The following is a 17,930-nucleotide window of genomic DNA, read 5'->3' as shown; positions in this document are numbered from 1 at the left end:
ATAAACACGAGCAACAGCCGTCTTTCTACGGCCAATTTTGTGAATTACTTCCATTTAATTAAATTCATTTAAATTAATTGTTTTTGGTTTTTGAGCTTCATGTTTGTGCTCACCACCAGTAACAACAGTTAAGTTACGGAATAGTTCGGCGCCTAATTTGTTTTTAGGCAACATTCCTTTTACTGATTTCTCTACTAAACGTGTCGGATCTTTGTCGAACAGTTCGTTAGCAGATAAACTTCTTTGACCGCCAGGGTAACCTGTGTGACGAATGTAAGTTTTATCGTTCCACTTGTTTCCTGTTAAGTTGATTTTTTCAGAATTGACAACAATTACATTATCGCCGCAATCAACGTGTGGTGTGAAGTTTGGCTTATGTTTACCTCTCAAAAGTTTGGCAACTTTTGAAGCTAAACGGCCTAAGTTTTGTCCATCAGCATCTACTAAAACCCACTCCTTATTAACGGTAGCTTTGTTAGCTGATACTGTTTTGTAGCTTATTGTATCCACACTTATTAAATTTTTTACCCGTATCTCGTACGAGCAGATTAAACAATTCTCTCCAAAAAAGAGTTTGCAAATTTACGATTAAAAATTTGATACGCAAATAGAATAGGCTCAAAAAATTTACCTGAAATTATATAAATAAATTAGCTTTGTAAGATATTGATTTTTAAGCGATAAATATTTTGTTCTTAGTGGGCTTCCAGCCAGTTATTACCTTCGCCTAATTCAGCCGTTAGAGGCACATCTAATTTAAAGGCATTTTCCATTTCATTTTTTACGATCTTTTTAATGTTTTCAAGCTCGGGCTTGTAAACATCAAATACCAATTCGTCATGCACTTGAAGCAACATCTTAGTTTGGTAGTTTTCAGATTCTAGTTGTTTATGAATGTTAATCATTGCAATTTTAATAATATCAGCCGCACTACCTTGAATGGGCGCATTAACGGCGTTACGCTCTGCAGCACCTCTAACAACTGCGTTTCTGGAATTTATATCTTTTAAATAGCGCCGTCTGCCTAAAACTGTTTGCACGTAGCCATTATCGCGTGCAAAATCTATTTGTGAATTTATGTACGCTCTGAGCTTTGGATAAGTTTCGTAATAAGTGTCAATTAAGTCTTTTGATTCGCTGCGGCTTAAATCGGTTTGGTTACTCAATCCAAATGCCGATACGCCATAAATAATTCCGAAGTTGACTGTTTTGGCATTGCCTCTTTGTTCGCGGGTTACTTCAGAAAGCGGTACGTTAAAAACTTTTGAAGCGGTTGAGGCGTGAATGTCTTCACCATTTTTAAATGCTTCAATCATATTTTCTTCCTTGCTCAAAGCTGCAATAATTCGCAATTCAATTTGAGAATAATCGGCAGCTAAAAGGATATAATCTTCATTTCTTGGCACAAAAGCTTTACGCACTTGGCGACCGCGATCAGTTCTTATAGGTATATTTTGAAGGTTGGGATTGTTACTACTTAACCTTCCAGTGGCTGCAACAGTTTGCATATAATCGGTATGAACACGACCCGTAGTTGGTTCTATCTGTAGTGGCAAGGCATCAATATACGTGCTTTTTAGTTTTGATAACCCACGATATTCCAAAATATCGCGAATAATGGCGTGGTCTTTTGCTAAATACGATAGGATATCTTCACCCGTGGCATACTGACCAGTTTTGGTTTTTTTGGGTTTGTCAACCAATTTTAACTTATCAAATAAAATTTCACCAAGTTGCTTTGGCGAAGCAATGTTAAAGGTTTCGCCTGCATGGTTGTAAATTTCCTTTTCAAGCCGTTCAATATCTGCATTAAGTTGTTCTGATAAGTTCCCTAAAAAAGAACTGTCTAATTTTATACCTTCAAGCTCCATACTTGCCAAAACGCTCATTAACGGAATTTCAATGTCATCAAATAATTTTTGCGTGTTGGCTGCGCCTAATTCATTTTGAAAATGCTGCTTAAGTTGCAAAGTGATATCGGCATCTTCAACGGCGTATTCGGTTTGTTTATCTAAAGGAACATCGCGCATTGAACCTTGATTTTTTCCCTTCTTACCAATGAGCGTTTCTATAGAAATCGGCGAGTAATTTAAATAAGTTTCAGCCAAAACATCCATATTATGTCGCATATCCGGATTGATAAGATAGTGTGCCAACATGGTATCGAACAACTTACCTTTAACCTTAATGTTGTATTTATGAAGTACTTTGATATCATACTTTAGGTTTTGACCTATTTTTTCTATGGATTCATTCTCAAAAAATGGACGCAATTGTTCCATGAGCTGTTGGGCTTCTTCAAAGTCCTCAGGAAAGGGTAAATAATATCCTTTGCCAGTTTCCCAAGAAAATGCAATTCCAACTAACTGAGCTGTTAAAGCATTTAAACTATCCGTTTCAGTGTCGAAACAAACTGACTGCCGTTTTAAAAGTGATTTTAAAAATAAATTGGTAGCCATGCCAGGCTCAACACTTTGGTAAAAATGTGGTACTGTTTCAATGGTATTTCTTTGGTTGGAATGCACTGAAATTTCACCATTACCTTCATCAAATAATGAAAACTGACCAGCACCTGCCTGTGTTGATTGTGATCCAGAAGCCTTTTCTAAAACTGTACTTTTTTTATTGTCACTAGCGTTTTTGTTGTTTTGTGTTGAAGCTTCCTCCGAGGTAAATGTCTTCACAAAATTGGAAAGTAGTTGTCTAAACTCTAGTTCGTTAAAAATTTCTGTTACTTTTTCTACATCTGGTTGGTCCAATTCAAAATCTTTAGCATTGAACGTTACAGGAACATCCAGCATAATAGTAGCCAATTGTTTAGAAAGCGTTCCCAATTCTTTATTGGCTTCAATATTTTCTTTCATTTTACCTTTTAGCTGATGAGTATTGGCTAAAAGGTTTTCCATACTTCCAAATTCTTTAATGAATTTTTTGGCAGTTTTTTCACCAACTCCTGGTAATCCTGGAATATTATCCGACGAATCGCCCATCATTCCCAGAAAGTCAATCACTTGCAAAGGCGATTCTACTTCAAACTTTTTCTGAACCTCCGCAATTCCCCAAGTTTCATAACCACCACCAAAAACTGGTCTGTACATAAATATATTGTCTGAAACCAACTGTGCAAAATCTTTATCAGGGGTTACCATAAAAGTTTGGTAGCCTTCCTTTTCGGCTTGTTTTGAAAGAGTTCCAATAACATCATCGGCTTCAAAACCATCTTTAACCATGATGGGGATGTGCATGGCTTGTAAAATATCGCAGATATAAGGTATGGCAGTTCTAATGGCTTCCGGAGTTTCATCGCGGTTGGCTTTGTAGGCTTCAAACATTTCAACGCGGTCAACGCTGCCGCCTTTGTCAAAACAAACGGCTAGATGGTCAGGTCTTTCGCGCTTAATAACGTCTAAAAGTGAGTTCATAAACCCCATTATGGCTGAGGTATCTAATCCTTTGGAGTTAATTCTGGGATTTTTGATAAAAGCGTAATAGCCCCTAAAAATCAGGGCGTAGGCATCTACAAGAAATAAGCGTTTTTGATCTGACATGTGTAATGTTTATTGAGCTTATAAAACTACAAAAAGTTAAGGGTTTAATTGAAAAGCAATTTGTAATTTTCCGCTTTTAAAAATGACTTATGCAAACAATCTCAATCGCTATACACGGTGGTGCCGGAACTTTGGTAAAAGGATTAATGACGCCCGAATTGGAAGCGCAATACCAATTGGCCTTAAAAATAGCAAGAGATGAGGGCTACTCAATTCTAGCCAATGGAGGAAACGCTATAGATGCTATTGAAGTAGCCGTAAAATTATTAGAAGACACACCCTTATTCAATGCCGGAAAGGGAAGTGTGTTTACCAACGAAGGCACACACGAAATGGATGCAGCCATCATGGACGGTAAATCTTTGAAAGCAGGCGCGGTAAGCCTAATTACCGGCGTTAAGAACCCAATAGCGTTGGCAAGAGATGTAATGGAAAAGAGTTACCATGTATTTTTGGCGGGAGAAGGTGCCATGCGGTTTGCCAGAATTAACGGATATGAAATTTTAAGTCCGGAGTATTTTTATGATGAGGTCCGCTATCAGCAGTGGCAAGGTATTAAAGACAGTGATGGATTTCAATTAGATCACAGTGTGAAGAAAGATGGTAAATTCGGTACGGTTGGTGCCGTGGCATGCGACCAATGCGGTAACCTTGCAGCGGCCACTTCAACAGGCGGCATGACCAACAAAAAATTTGGACGTGTAGGTGATAGCCCCATGATTGGCGCCGGAACCTATGCCAATAACAATACCTGCGCGGTAAGCTGCACAGGAAACGGTGAGTTTTTTATTCGCGGTGTGGTGGCTTATGATGTGTCTTGTTTAATGGAGTATAAAGGTTTGTCGCTTCAAGACGCTTCAAACGAAGTGATTATGAAACGGGTGCTCAATATTGGTGGCGATGGCGGATTGATTGCGGTAGATGCCCAAGGTCATATCGCTATGCCATTTAATACGGAAGGGATGTATCGGGCTTGTAAGTCTTCAAATGGAGTTGAGGAAATTGCTATTTATAAATAAAATTGTTTCAAGTAAACGGCAACTCAATTGGCAACACCTAGCAGAATCCTGTAATAATTAACCTTTAATTCCCTTTAATACGAGTCCACAAGTCAGATATCAACTTTTTTCCGTCTCGAGCATTCTTTGGTGCTTCTATAAATTTCACCTTACCCATATCATCTATTTCCATTTCATATTGAAAAACAAAGATTTCAGATTTTGGTTCGAGGCTTAAAAGTCCAAATCGTAAATCATTAAAATAAAGCTGTTCGTTCTTTTTACTGATGGTGTACCAACCTTCTGAAATTTCATTCATGCGTTTTACATTGTTCTGATTAACAAGATCTCCCAGAAGGTCATGGTTTTTAGGATAGGCCTCAAACGCGATTGGTTTTGAGTCAAAAAACGAATAATTCCCTAACAAATAGGCATCTTCAGTTTCAACATTGGCGCTCCAAAGGATAGTATTCAAAGGCGAAGGTCTTGTGTCTATTTGAAGATAATCTATTTGTTGTGTTTTTAAAGACGCTTCAAATTTTGAAAAGGCTATCCATTTTAAAAAAAATGTTAGCAGGAGATAAGCTGAACTAAGCACCAAACCCATGGTATTATAATTGCGACGTTTATTCGAGCTACGTTTTTGTCGCATGGCAAGAATCACAAACACTAAAAAAGGAACTGTATAAACTGGGTCAATCACAAAAATAGTTTTAAATGCTAACCTAATATCTAAGGGCCAAAACAATTGCGTGCCCCAAGTAGTGTGAGCATCCAAGATAGGATGTGTTAGAAACACCCAAAAAAATAGCCAAGACCAACCTTTAAAGCTCTTATGCCTTTCGTATCGCGATACAAGCCAACCAAAAATGGGAGCAGAAAGCACAGAAAACACAATAGAATGTGTAAATCCTCGATGTATGGAGAGCGCAGTAACCGTATCCGTAAAATACGATGCAAAAATATCAAAATCGGGTATGGTGCCACCAATGGCACCGTAAAGCATCGCTTTATTTCCAACTTTTTTGCCTAAAACAGCTTCACCAACTGCTGCGCCTAATATAATTTGTGTGAGTGAATCCATATAATTTTACAAAAATAACCAGACGTAAAAGTTTACAACCTTGCACCATTGCAATCAAACAAAAAATAAAGCAAGTTATGCTGAAACATGTCACTAAAATCTTTGTTGCCAAGTTTCATTTCAATAGTAATTTAAATCTCAGAGTTGGAAAAACTTTTAAATAAACGGCGCCTCCATAGGTAGCACACTAACCTTTCTATCTCTAATATTGTATTGATCTCCGTTCGATAGTACATGAACGGTTAAGTTAGTCATGGTCATTGGTGTGCCAGGCTCCAGTATTTTTTCATTATTATGGGTTAAAGTACTGCCATCAAATAATATGACCATGCCAGAACCAATCACAGTGCAATCGTTACCGTTTTTTATTATGATGCCCGTGTCTTCGGCTAGACCTATTCCAAGAAGATTGGGGAACTTGGCAACCGCTTCAGAAGTTCGCCCAAAACGGCCACGCTGTATAAAATGGGTATCGATAATTACATCTGGTAAAAGTCCAAGACCTTTTCTCATGATCACCGCACCTTTAATAAATCCTTCTTTTGGGCTTCCGCCCGCAATCATTTCATCGGCCATTGCCATGGCTCCAGCACTCGTGCCTGCAATGACAAAACCAGGTTCGTTTTGGTACCGCTCCATCATAATTTGGTGAATGGTAGAGCCGCTGATGTGTTTTGAAATTTTAGTTTGGTCACCACCAGAAAACATGATGCAATTAGCATTCTTGATCAATTCTATTGAAGATTCTCTTTCGGTGTCTTTACGAGTCCTTATATCTAAGATGTCTATATGCTCGCAACCTAAGGTGGAAAATGCAGTGATGTAGTTTTCGCCAACTTCAACAGGAATACTACTTGCCGTAGGAATTACTACTACTTTGGCATCTTTACCACCTGCTGCTTGCACAACGTGGTACAGAATACCTTCTTCTATAAATTCTAAAGTGTAACGCTCATGACTTTCAATTCCTTTGTCCTCATTACCGCCAATTGGGATAAGCGTTCCTTTGGGTAGATTGCTGTTCATTCCTCTTTTTTACCTTCAATTAATTTATAAGGCAAAATTAAACTTAATTAATTAAAATTTATTTTATATTTAACTCTAATCTAAATTTAAAACCTTAATCATATGAGAATCCGTGAAATCAATGCAATGCGCGGGCCTAATTATTGGTCTGTAAGAAGACATAAACTGATAGTTATGGTTTTGGATTTGGAAGAAATGGAAGAACGACCGTCTAATTCAATCCCTGGATTTAAAGAACGTTTAGAAGCCATATTTCCAACTATGTATGAGCATCGTTGTTCGGTAGGTGAGCCAGGCGGATTTTTTCAACGGGTGGAAGAAGGCACATGGATGGGACATATTATTGAGCACATCGCGTTGGAAATACAAAGCTTGGCAGGAATGGATGTCGGTTTTGGTCGTACACGTGGTTATGGCGAAAAAGGAGTTTATAATGTTGTTTTTGCCTACATGGAAGAATCGGTAGGTAGATATGCTGCCAAGGCAGCGGTTAAAATTTGTGAAGCCTTAGCCAATGATGAGCCTTATGACTTATCGGATGATATCCAACAAATGCGTGAATTGCGAGAGGCCGATCGTTTGGGTCCAAGTACAGGCTCTATAATTGAAGAAGCTGAAGCACGCGGCATTCCATGGATTAGACTCAACAAATATTCATTGTGCCAATTGGGTTACGGTGCCAATCAAAAACGCATTCAAGCAACAGTTACCAGTGAAACCAGCAGCATTGGCGTAGAATTAGCCTGCGATAAAGAAGATACCAAATACTTACTTGAACAAGCACAAGTAGAAGTGCCACGAGGTGATATTATTAAAAAAGAAAGTAGTCTTGAAGAGGCTTGCCGTTATGTTGGCTTCCCGCTGGTTATAAAGCCTGTTGATGGCAATCACGGTCGTGGCATTACGGTTAACATACGCAATTATGATGATGCTTTAAAAGCATTCAGGAATGCTAAGGAAAGCTCGCGCAATGGTATCATTATAGTTGAAAAATTTATCACAGGTGAAGATTATAGGCTTTTAGTAATCAATCATGTGCTTGTAGCTGCGGCTAAGCGTTCACCCGCGCATGTAATTGGAAATGGGGTTTTAACGGTTCAAGAATTAATAGATGAGGTTAACAAAGATCCCAGACGTGGCTTTGGTCATGAAAAGGAACTCACACAAATTACAGTAAACGAACTTACCAAAACCATTCTTAAAGATGCCGAATATAGTTTAGAAAGCGTGTTACCAAGAGGTGTAAAACTTATCTTAAAAGACACTGCAAATCTAAGCACTGGTGGTACTGCCGAAGATGTTACAGATATTTTACATCCCGCTAATATTTCAATGGCAGAGCGTATTTCTAAAATTATTGATTTAGACATTTGTGGCATTGATATTATGACCACCGATATTTCGCAACCACTTTCCGAAACAGGTGGCGCAGTTTTAGAGGTAAATGCAGGCCCAGGATTTAGAATGCATTTGGCACCAACTACAGGTTTGCCAAGAAATGTAGCAGCGCCTGTTATTGATAAATTATTTCCCAAAGGCAACAACGGACGTATCCCCATTATTGCTGTTACTGGCACCAATGGTAAAACGACCACTACTAGACTCATTGCACATATTGTAAAAATGAATGGATATCGCGTAGGCTACACCACTAGCGACGGTGTCTACATTCAAAATAGATTGTTGATGAAAGGCGATTGCACAGGTCCGGCTAGTACCGAATTTGTGTTGAAAGATCCTACTGTAAATTTCGCCGTTTTGGAATGTGCGCGTGGCGGATTATTGAGAGCCGGGTTGGGATTTAAAAAATGTGATGTTGGTATCGTAACAAATGTGGCGTCAGATCATTTAGGGCTTAAAGGCATTCATACTTTAGAACAGTTGGCCAAAGTTAAAGGCGTCATTCCAGAAACCGTATTGCCAAACGGGTATGCCATTTTAAACGCCGATGACGACTTAGTTTATGAAATGCGACGCACCGTAAATTGTAATGTGGCTTTATTTTCTATGGATGAAAACAATCCGCGAATAAAAGCCCTACAAAGGCTTAACGGAATTACTGCTATTTACGAAAATGGTTATGTAACTATTTGTCGTGGGGAATGGAAAATGCGCGTAATGAAGGCGGAACAAATACCACTTACTTTTGGTGGTAAGGCTGCTTTTATGATTCAAAATGTGTTACCAGCAATTTTAGCTGCTCATGTTCAAGGAATTAGTATTGAAGACATCAAAGCTGGGTTAGATTCTTTTATTCCATCTGCCTCTCAAACACCAGGCAGACTTAATTTATTTGAATTTAAAAATTTTAATATTTTACTTGATTATGCTCATAACGCGGCGGGAATGCGTGCGCTTCAGAAATTTACCGATTCCATGGAAACCACTTGTAAAGTGGGCATTATCGCAGGTGTAGGCGATCGCCGTGAAGAAGACACGAATGCCATAGGAAGCATAGCCGCTGAAATGTTTGATGAGATTATAATTCGCCAAGATAAAAACCTTAGAGGCAAAACGGAGGAGCAACTTATAAAAATGCTGGAAGATGGTATTAAAGCAATAGATCAAAACAAAAAAACAGTTGTGATTCGATCGGAAAAAGAAGCCATTTTACATGCAGTAAAAACCGCTAAAAAAGGCTCTTTAATTGTGTTGTGTAGTGATGTAATTCCCGATGCGCTCGAAATGGTTACATCATTAAAGGAAAAGGAAATGCGCGGTGAAGCATTGACTTAAACTGCGAAAATTTTGAGAATACTACATCTCGGCCTGCTTAATGATTGGGCTATTTGCTGCAATCTTTTTTTCGTACCGCAAAAATGAACTAGTTTAAATATAAGAGGAATAACCCTGAAATTTGAAAATATATTTACTAATCTATAAGGAGAAATGCTCTTAACAAAGTTTAATTTCCTTTGTTTTTATTTGAAGACTTTTTCTGTAAGCATTAATACTAATAATGTCGTTGCTTTTCTTTTGATTTAATTCAATAAGCTGAGCCTTTAACTGCGTATTAAGCGTATTCTCTTTTGAGGTAGTATTGGTTGAAGTTGTTCCCTCTTCTTTAGATACCTCAACTTTAACTGAAGAAACAGTAGTAGTCTCTTGTGCAAATACTAAAATTGGCATGAAACTTATAATTGCTATTACTACTAATTTTTTCATTATTGTATGACTTGTTTGTTATTTACTCTTCAAAGAAACCACGCAAATTAGGTTTAAATAAATATTTTAGACCAATGCGTCTATAATTAGATGAAATGAATACCGACACGAAAAACATCGACGAAATGCACGTTTTGTTTCAATGCGAATTTAGGGAAATTGATAATCAGTAATTTAAATATTTTTTAAGCACTTTATCTGTTTTATAATACACAAAACCGTTAGCTTTATACAAAAATTTGCGTCAATATGTTCAATAATCCGTTTTTAAAGTTATTTCAGGAGCAACAGCAACATCAATATATTGTAGGCAATGCAACGGTAAAAGAACGCATTCGTAAATTGAACAGTCTCAAAAAAGCGATTCAGGACACATACAGAAGTCAAATTCATGAGACGTTAAAAATGGATTTAAATAAATCAGTCACCGAAACTGATCTCACCGAAATTTATCCAGTAACCAGTGAAATAAAGTTTATTAAAAAGCACCTTTGGCATTGGGTTAAACGTAAAAGTGTGCCAACACCTTTATCGCTTTTCGGCGCAAGCTCCTATATAAAATATGAACCAAAAGGCGTTTGTTTGATTATATCGCCATGGAATTTTCCGTTAAACTTAACTTTTGGACCCTTGGTTTCGGCTATCGCTGCTGGTAATACGGTGATATTAAAACCTTCAGAAATGACACCGAACACTTCGGCCTTAATGAAAATTATTGTGCAAGATTTGTTTGATGAAAATGAAGTAGCATTGGTTGAAGGCGAAGTGGAAACGGCTCAGCATTTATTAAATTTACCATTCAATCACATCTTTTTTACTGGCTCACCAGCAGTTGGTAAAATTGTCATGAAAGCAGCATCGGCTCATTTGAGTTCTGTTACGCTGGAGCTTGGCGGGAAATCTCCTGCTATTATTGATGATAGTGCTAACCTTACAACAACAGCTAAACGTTTGATTTGGGGTAAACTGGTCAATTGTGGACAAACTTGTATTGCACCAGACTATATAATGATTAAGGAAAATTTGCTATCAGACTTCACTAATTTATGCAAAGACGCTATAGAAAGTTACTATTCTAAAAACATAGAAGATTCCGACTCTTACGGAAGAATAGTGAATCAAAATCATTATGAGAGACTTAAAAATTTAATTGATGATGCTGTTAGTCAAGGTGCCAATATTGCTTATGGTGGAAATACTAATACTTCAGATAACTATATTCAACCTACTTTAATAACGAATTGTAATATGGAAATGAAGATTATGCAGGAAGAAATATTTGGGCCTATATTACCAATTATAACATATAAAGACGCATCCGAAATTTTAATTCATATTAATTCAAATCCGAAACCTTTAGCATTGTATGTGTTTAGTAAAAGAAACTTTTTAATAGATAATATCGTCAAAAATACACGCGCTGGCTCTACGGTAATTAATAACAACCTCATTCAGTTTAACAACCATCACTTACCATTTGGCGGGAGCAATAATAGTGGTATTGGAAAAAGTCATGGGTTTTACGGTTTTAAAGAATTTTCAAATGAACGGGCCTTTATGAAACAACATTTTAAAGGCATTTCAGAATATGTTACTCCCCCATATACAAGCCTAAAAGAGAAAATTGCGGCCCTAACCGTTAAGTGGTTTTAAGCGGTATTTAGGTTTTAATGATATAGTCCGATTGAATAGTTTCATTCACACCATCCTGATATTTAGTCATGCTAAAATGCTGATGAATGGCGTAACTACCAGTTTCACCTTTTTTATTAACTGCGATATAGCCGACTTGAAAATTTTTGTAATCGCTGTTGGGCTTGGTAACTATTCGGCTAATGGCTTCCTCGCAGGCTTGTTGTGGTGTTTTACCTTGTCGCATTAACTCCACCACCAAAAAACTACCAACGGTTTTCATTACCTCCTCACCCAGACCAGTGGCTACACAACCACCAATTTCATTATCTACAAACAATCCGGAACCAATTATCGGACTATCACCTACACGGCCAGCCATTTTGTAAGCCAGTCCACTAGTGGTACATGCGCCAGAAATATCTCCGTTTTTATCAATGGCCAACATCCCTATAGTATCGTGATTTTCAATGTTGATAATGGGTTTGTACTCACTGTTAATTTTCCAATTTTCCCAAGCTTTTTTGGAAGCATCCGTCAGTAAATTTTCTCGCTCAAAGCCTTGAGATATGGCGAATTGTTGTGCGCCTTCACCAGCCAACATAACATGTGGTGTTTCTTCCATCACCTTTCTTGCCACCGAAACCGCATGTGTAATATTTTGAAGATATACAACCGAACCACAATTGCCATCTTTATCCATAATGCAGGCATCTAAGGTAACGTTTCCATCTCTATCGGGTAACCCACCTTTGCCAACTGTTTGTCCTTTCTCGTTAGCTTCTTCAACCATGCAGCCTTGTTCAACAGCATCTAAAGCAGTGCCGCCATTTTGAATTACTTCCCAAGCTTTTTGTGTAGATTCCTTTACATCCCAAGTGGCTACAACTATTGGAGTTGTATTTATTGGAGCCATGGCGGTATTATGATTTTTTTCAGGGTTGTGGTCTTTGCAATTTAATACGCTTGTGCTAATGGTAAGTCCAATTCCGGTTATGGAAGCGTTTTTAATAAAATTTCGTCGTTTCATTGGTAGCTTTCTTACGGGTAAAATATTAAATCTTTTTAAAGGCTTTTTTATAATGTTGGAGACTGACGTCTAAATTAATTTTTTAAATTAAAAATGGAACTAAAACATTAAACTTGTTTTAATTCCATTTTATAAATCTTGAAATCATCAGATTAATATCTGGTAATGAGTGCAATATTTTGAAATTTTTCAAGGGCGTTTCCTTCAATAAAAACGGTGTCACCGCCAAATGCTAGATTTTGTTCAATCATTTCATCAATTATATCATCGCACGCATTGGGTTGTTCTTTTTCCAATGTCTCAACTGGCACAACTTTGTTGCCTTCAATAATGCCGGGTTGAAAGTATCCTTTCTTAATAAATAAAGTTTGAGCCTTACCTTGTAAAATAGCGTTCCAAATTTCGTTTAGGTCACTTAAAAACTTGCCTGAACCAACGGCTTTTCCTAATTCTTCCATTCTTTTGGCATTACGTTCACGATTTAATTTATGAACTTCGGGCCACGCTTGATCAATAATGTGATGAATTTTTGCGCCTTCAACACCTCTAAGTTTGGTTATGCCTCCAAGATAAAATTCTTTTCGGTCTGCAATTTCCATAAAGTGGGTTAAATTACGTTCGTCCGCTATAATAATCACTGGTAATGAATGCGCTTTTAAAACTGTTTGAACCTCTTTATCAATCCTGTTAAAAAACTCTTTTATTAAATTTTCATCGGAACCGGCCAAGGTTCGTTGTAATTTATCAGTATTGTATAAAGTTTGGTTTTCATACGGAAAGTTTCCCTTAACTTCAGCAATGGCGTTGTCGTTCATGGCTTCAATTAAACGTGCTTCATTTTTACTCAACACAAGGGTATAATATGCTTCTTGTTCATGTTCTGCTCTAACCAAGTCTCTTGTAGCAAATGTATCGTCAATGATAACTCTATCGGTAACATTTATGGCAAGTCTTGTATATTCGGCCATATCTTTATTGGCAAAAATTAAAAGACTTTCTAAATTTTTCCGGTGATCTATTTTTTCAACTAAAGCTTCTAGATGTTCCATAATTGGCCATACAAAACGTTTTTCGAAACTATCGTATAAACGTTCTTCGGCATTTTTGACTAAATTTTTCAACCTGAGTGCATCTCCTTCGTTTTCTGGATGGCTGCGATGCGTGCTTACAACTATGGTTACACAACCTTCTGTTTGAATGTTTTTAATCCTTTTAAATATTGGATTCATGTCTTTATGTTTTTTATTTGGTTCAAAATAATACTTTTAAGGGTGTTATAAAAGTTTTTTAGAACGATTTAAGAGACCGTAGGCTAAAATAAACGTATAGCATAAAATGATTAAAATGAAGGCATATTTAAAACCAGAATAGTCAATTAGGTATCCAAATGTAGGCGGAATTAATGCTCCACCAACAATAGCAGTACACAACAATCCAGAGGCTTTTGGCTTTAATGCTCCTAAGCCCGATAAGGCAAGTGTGAATATAGTTGGAAACATGATAGAATTAAATAAGCCTACCGCTAAAATACTCCACATAGACCACAATCCACTAGTGATAATTGACGTTATAATAAGCAAAATTGCAAAGCAAGCAAAAACAGCCAGTACTTTTGCAGGATTAAATATTCGTGTTAAATACGAACCTATAAAACGACCAATCATGGCGCCAGACCAATAAAAGGTTACAAACACCCCAACTAGAGCCTTATTTTCGGTTTCTGCTAAACCAGAATTTAGGAATAACGATGCAATGTGGCTCATAAAGTTATTTTCCTTGATTAAACTCGCCATATCACTTTCTAAAAAATAGTTTACCAAATAGCTGCCAATAGCTACCTCGGCACCAACATAAAAAAATATACCAAGCACGCCTAGCAACAAATTTTTGTGTTTTAAAGCATCGAAGTAAGTACCAATTGATTTTTGATTGATAAGCGTAGGAAGTTTTATAAATACAAAAGTTACAGCCATGAAAACTATAAATATGGCTAGCCAGAGAAAGGGTTTTTGTACTGCAGAGGCTTCGTTTAAGAGATAGGTCTCTTTTATTGCTGGTGAAAGTATTTCTATTTCTTCGCGCGTTTTTATTTTATCACTTAAGATAAAGAGTGCGCCGACGGCTGGTGCTATGGCTGTACCTAAAGAATTGAATGCTTGAGATAAATTTAAACGACTAGAAGCACCATCTTCGCTACCTAAAACTGCAACAAAAGGATTTGCTGCAACTTGTAAAATAGTCATACCGGCAGCAAGTGTAAAATAAGCAGCTAAAAACAGTCCAAATTCCCTAAATGATGCTGCTGGATAAAACAAAGCACATCCTAATGCCATCGTCATTAATCCTAGAACAATACCGTATTTGTAACCTATTTTGGATAAAACATAACTAGCAGGTATAGACAACACAAAATAAGCTCCGAAAAACGCAAATTGTACCAATCCTGCTTGAAAATAGGTGAGTGTAAATAGTTCGCGAAGTCTTGGTATTAAAGAATCGACCAATACCGTAATAAATCCCCAAAGAAAAAATAAGGTCGTTAAGAGTATAAATGAGGAACGATAGGTTTTTGTTTTGCTCATAGCGTCTTTTTAATTAACTGAAATTTCATCAACAAACAGCCAAGCTTTTCCTTTAAAAGATGCGCCTAAATGCCAAGTTGGTAAATCTCCTATATTTTTGGCGACAACCTTTATAAATCTATAATGTCTTCCTGAAACTTCAGTAGAAACCGTTTTGATTTCAGTGGGTTCTGTGGGTTTAGGATTTTGAAAATTGTGTTGCTCAATGAGCACAAATTCGTCTCCGTTATTTGATCCATAAAAGCTAACTTCCGAAGGATAAAAAATCCAACTTCTTTGGTCTTGAAGAAAATTCACCGAAATGTTTGAAACTGCTCTTAATTCACCCAAATCTAGTATAGCGTCAAGATGAGTGTCTTGATAGCCTTGCCAAGTACCTGTTCTAAAATCTAAGGCTCCTAAAATGCCATCTATAAGTGCATTATCGCCGCCTCCGTTGTATTGATTGGCATAGTTGGTGTTTAAAACAATGGATATTTTCGGGTCTATTTTATAGAATTGGGTTGTAATTACAGCGCTTTGCTTTTGATTCTTTTCTGCATAAATTTTTAAAATGGCGGGTTCTGAAATAATGAATGGTTGTTCATAAGGTTGAAATTCTGAATCATCTATCGCGTAAAATATTTTAGCTTCCTTATCGGCATTTTTTAATAGTATTTGCGTTTCATTTTTAAAAGCCACATTTCCTTCAGCAATAAATGGCACCGGAACAATAAGGTGGTCATTGATGGCGGTAGTAGGTACATATTGGTCTTCGGTAGCCCAATTGCTTGGTTTATTAGTCATGAAAAATTCTAAAGTACCACCTTTTACAATATCTGAATGGTTTAAATAGGAGTAAGGATGCTGCTGCCCATTAAGCTTCACACTTTCAATGTAGAGGTTTTCTAAAGACAGATTGTTGGCTTTAATAATGAAGGTTTTTCCATTTTCTAAATTAATACTAGCCTTTTTAAACAAAGGCGTACCAATAATATATTGATTACTTCCAGGCGTAACAGGATAAAAACCTAAAGAGCTGAAAATGTACCAAGCACTCATTTGTCCGCAATCTTCATTTCCAGAAATACCATCAGGGTTATTTTGATATTGTTCGGTTAAAATTTGTCTTATTTTTTCTTGAGTTTTATAGGGTTTATTGACAAAATTGTAGACGTAAGCCATATGATGACTGGGTTCGTTACCATGGGCATATTGCCCAATCAAACCAGTAATATCAACTTGATGTCTACCTGAAGTTTCACTTTCAGCAACAAATAATTTATCCAAATAATTTTCGAGTGCTTCTTTGCTTCCCATTAAATCCATTAACCCTGAAAAATCCTGAGGCGCGTATAGGCTGTACTGCCAAGCATTTGCTTCGGTGTAATTGAAATTAACTTCGTAAGGATCAAACGGGGTAAACCAAGTATTTCTGAAACGTCCACGCATAAAATGGGTTTCGGGATCAAAAACATTTTTGTAGTATTGAGCGCGTTCGGTAAAAATTGTATAATCTTCTTCATTGCCTAATTCTTTCGCCATTTGAGCAATAGTCCAATCATCGTAGGCATATTCTAGTGTTTTTGAAACGGATTCACTTTCGTTTTCAACAGGAATAAATCCAAGAGTTTTAAACGATTCTAATCCTAATTTATCTTGTAAAGCAGAATGTTTCATGGCTTCAAAAGCTTTTTCAAAGTCGTAATCTTTTATGCCTTTTAGGTAAGCATCAGCTATCACTGGCACCGCATGATAACCAATCATGCAACCCGTGTAATTACCCGATAAATCCCAAATTGGCATAATTCTGCCTTCGTCATATTTTGCTAGAAAGGTTTTTATAAAATCATTAGTTCGTTCGGTTTCAATAATAGTAAATAATGGATGTGCAGCACGATACGTATCCCAAAGAGAAAATACGGTGTAATAATTAAAATCGGTGTTTTGATGGACTTCTAAATCCATACCGCGATAGCGTCCGTCAACATCTTGGTATAAATTTGGAGCTATCATAGCGTGATACATGGCGGTATAAAACACAACTTTTTGATCGTAATTTGAAGTTTCAATTATAATTTTTTCAAGCTGCCTCTCCCAAATGTCTTGGGCTTCTTTTTTTACTGCTGCAAATGATTTTTTGCCAATTTCTGTCTCCAAATTGTTTTTAGCGCCGTTTTCATCCACTGGACTAATTCCTATTTTAACATAAATAGGTTCGTTATCTGGATTTTCAAATTCTAAGGCAGCTTGTTTGCTTTCAAACTTATAGTTTTTAGAAGAATTGGCATTTTCGATCGCGTAGGTCAAGTTTTTAATAGGTTTTGAAAAAGTGATGTAATAATACAAACGTTGGTCTTCAGCCCAAGCTTTTGAATAGCGATACCCTGAAATTGTTGAGTCGTTTAACCTATTTATTTTATAATCAAGTAATTCATCGCGATGTTCTAAATCAAGAATAATGAATTGCTGATCTTTAGACGGGAACTGATATTTATGAATGCCGCTTCGGTAAGAAACAGTGAGTTCAACTTCAATATTAGTTGAATCAAGTAAAACCTTATAATATCCAGCTTCTGCCAATTCGTTTTCGTGAGAAAAGTGTGCGCGATAACCTTTTTTTCCATTAAAACCGTTGTTAAAATTAATTTCATTTGTCGGCATTATAAGCACATCGCCATAATCTGAAACGCCGGTTCCGCTGAGGTGTGTATGAGAGAATCCATAAATATAGTCATCGCTGTAATGGTAACCGCTGCAACCTTCCCAACTGCCGTCCACGCGTGTATCCGGGCTGAGCTGCATCATTCCAAAAGGCAAGGTCGCACCTGGAAAGGTATGCCCTGTGCCATCGGTGCCAATAAAGGGGTTGACGTAAGAAACAAG

12 protein-coding genes are annotated in these 17,930 nt (G+C 37.0%); 3 read left to right on the top strand and 9 right to left on the bottom strand.

All coding sequences use genetic code 11. The annotated features are described in order from the left end of the window. Nucleotides 1-54: 54 nt before the first annotated feature. Both rplM and polA read right to left on the bottom strand, forming a co-directional pair. A complete protein-coding gene (gene rplM, locus V7Z48_RS12090; protein WP_334113793.1) occupies nucleotides 55-510 on the bottom strand; it encodes a 50S ribosomal protein L13 in 456 nt (151 codons plus the stop codon). Between the two features lie 185 nt (nucleotides 511-695). Continuing rightward, nucleotides 696-3,548 (bottom strand): DNA polymerase I, encoded by a 2,853-nt coding sequence (gene polA, locus V7Z48_RS12085; RefSeq protein WP_334113792.1) that lies wholly within the window; start codon nucleotides 3,546-3,548, stop codon nucleotides 696-698. A gap of 89 nt (nucleotides 3,549-3,637) precedes the next feature. Between polA and V7Z48_RS12080 the strand changes: the two genes are divergently transcribed. Further along, complete coding sequence (locus tag V7Z48_RS12080) at nucleotides 3,638-4,567, top strand: isoaspartyl peptidase/L-asparaginase family protein (protein WP_334113790.1); 930 nt, start codon at nucleotides 3,638-3,640, stop codon at nucleotides 4,565-4,567. A gap of 64 nt (nucleotides 4,568-4,631) precedes the next feature. Here V7Z48_RS12080 and V7Z48_RS12075 read toward each other — a convergent pair whose 3' ends face one another. Next, nucleotides 4,632-5,630: a metal-dependent hydrolase gene (locus V7Z48_RS12075; protein WP_334113789.1), complete on the bottom strand. Its 999-nt coding sequence runs from the start codon at nucleotides 5,628-5,630 to the stop codon at nucleotides 4,632-4,634. Nucleotides 5,631-5,786: 156 nt separating this feature from the next. Further along, nucleotides 5,787-6,656, bottom strand: a complete 870-nt coding sequence (locus V7Z48_RS12070; RefSeq protein WP_334113788.1) for a cyanophycinase — start codon at nucleotides 6,654-6,656, stop codon at nucleotides 5,787-5,789. 102 nt (nucleotides 6,657-6,758) lie between these two features. On the opposite strand from V7Z48_RS12070, the gene cphA reads away from it, so the two are divergent. After that, nucleotides 6,759-9,392 carry a cyanophycin synthetase gene (gene cphA, locus V7Z48_RS12065; RefSeq protein WP_334113787.1) on the top strand — a complete coding sequence of 878 codons (2,634 nt, stop codon included), beginning with the start codon at nucleotides 6,759-6,761 and terminating at the stop codon, nucleotides 9,390-9,392. Nucleotides 9,393-9,551: 159 nt separating this feature from the next. Here cphA and V7Z48_RS12060 read toward each other — a convergent pair whose 3' ends face one another. After that, complete coding sequence (locus V7Z48_RS12060; protein ID WP_334113786.1) at nucleotides 9,552-9,821, bottom strand: hypothetical protein; 270 nt, start codon at nucleotides 9,819-9,821, stop codon at nucleotides 9,552-9,554. 249 nt (nucleotides 9,822-10,070) lie between these two features. Here V7Z48_RS12060 and V7Z48_RS12055 point away from each other — a divergent pair, with 249 nt between their 5' ends. Then, nucleotides 10,071-11,474, top strand: a complete 1,404-nt coding sequence (locus V7Z48_RS12055) for an aldehyde dehydrogenase family protein (protein ID WP_334113783.1) — start codon at nucleotides 10,071-10,073, stop codon at nucleotides 11,472-11,474. Nucleotides 11,475-11,481: 7 nt separating this feature from the next. Here V7Z48_RS12055 and V7Z48_RS12050 read toward each other — a convergent pair whose 3' ends face one another. The 4 genes from V7Z48_RS12050 to V7Z48_RS12035 all read right to left on the bottom strand — a co-directional run. Continuing rightward, nucleotides 11,482-12,483 (bottom strand): N(4)-(beta-N-acetylglucosaminyl)-L-asparaginase, encoded by a 1,002-nt coding sequence (locus tag V7Z48_RS12050; RefSeq protein ID WP_334113781.1) that lies wholly within the window; start codon nucleotides 12,481-12,483, stop codon nucleotides 11,482-11,484. A gap of 152 nt (nucleotides 12,484-12,635) precedes the next feature. Further along, nucleotides 12,636-13,712 carry an AOC03_06830 family ribosome hibernation factor gene (locus tag V7Z48_RS12045; RefSeq protein WP_334113780.1) on the bottom strand — a complete coding sequence of 359 codons (1,077 nt, stop codon included), beginning with the start codon at nucleotides 13,710-13,712 and terminating at the stop codon, nucleotides 12,636-12,638. 45 nt (nucleotides 13,713-13,757) lie between these two features. Next, nucleotides 13,758-15,065 carry a sugar MFS transporter gene (locus V7Z48_RS12040; protein WP_334113778.1) on the bottom strand — a complete coding sequence of 436 codons (1,308 nt, stop codon included), beginning with the start codon at nucleotides 15,063-15,065 and terminating at the stop codon, nucleotides 13,758-13,760. A 9-nt stretch (nucleotides 15,066-15,074) separates the two neighbouring features. Beyond that, nucleotides 15,075-17,930: GH92 family glycosyl hydrolase (locus V7Z48_RS12035; RefSeq protein WP_334113777.1), on the bottom strand; the 2,856-nt coding region annotated here is incomplete at its 5' end.

The sequence above is a fragment of the Paucihalobacter sp. genome, from assembly GCF_036825875.1.
Lineage (GTDB): Bacteria > Bacteroidota > Bacteroidia > Flavobacteriales > Flavobacteriaceae > Paucihalobacter.
Note: the sequence above shows the minus strand (reverse complement) of the source record. Positions and strands in the feature narration are given on the sequence as shown.

Coding starts and splice junctions, on each gene's coding strand:
- polA (WP_334113792.1), bottom strand. CDS start 3,548: ATGTCAGATCAAAAACGCTTATTTCTTGTAGATGCCTACGCCCTGATT.
- V7Z48_RS12080 (WP_334113790.1), top strand. CDS start 3,638: ATGCAAACAATCTCAATCGCTATACACGGTGGTGCCGGAACTTTGGTA.
- V7Z48_RS12075 (WP_334113789.1), bottom strand. CDS start 5,630: ATGGATTCACTCACACAAATTATATTAGGCGCAGCAGTTGGTGAAGCT.
- V7Z48_RS12070 (WP_334113788.1), bottom strand. CDS start 6,656: ATGAACAGCAATCTACCCAAAGGAACGCTTATCCCAATTGGCGGTAAT.
- cphA (WP_334113787.1), top strand. CDS start 6,759: ATGAGAATCCGTGAAATCAATGCAATGCGCGGGCCTAATTATTGGTCT.
- V7Z48_RS12060 (WP_334113786.1), bottom strand. CDS start 9,821: ATGAAAAAATTAGTAGTAATAGCAATTATAAGTTTCATGCCAATTTTA.
- V7Z48_RS12055 (WP_334113783.1), top strand. CDS start 10,071: ATGTTCAATAATCCGTTTTTAAAGTTATTTCAGGAGCAACAGCAACAT.
- V7Z48_RS12050 (WP_334113781.1), bottom strand. CDS start 12,483: ATGAAACGACGAAATTTTATTAAAAACGCTTCCATAACCGGAATTGGA.
- V7Z48_RS12045 (WP_334113780.1), bottom strand. CDS start 13,712: ATGAATCCAATATTTAAAAGGATTAAAAACATTCAAACAGAAGGTTGT.
- V7Z48_RS12040 (WP_334113778.1), bottom strand. CDS start 15,065: ATGAGCAAAACAAAAACCTATCGTTCCTCATTTATACTCTTAACGACC.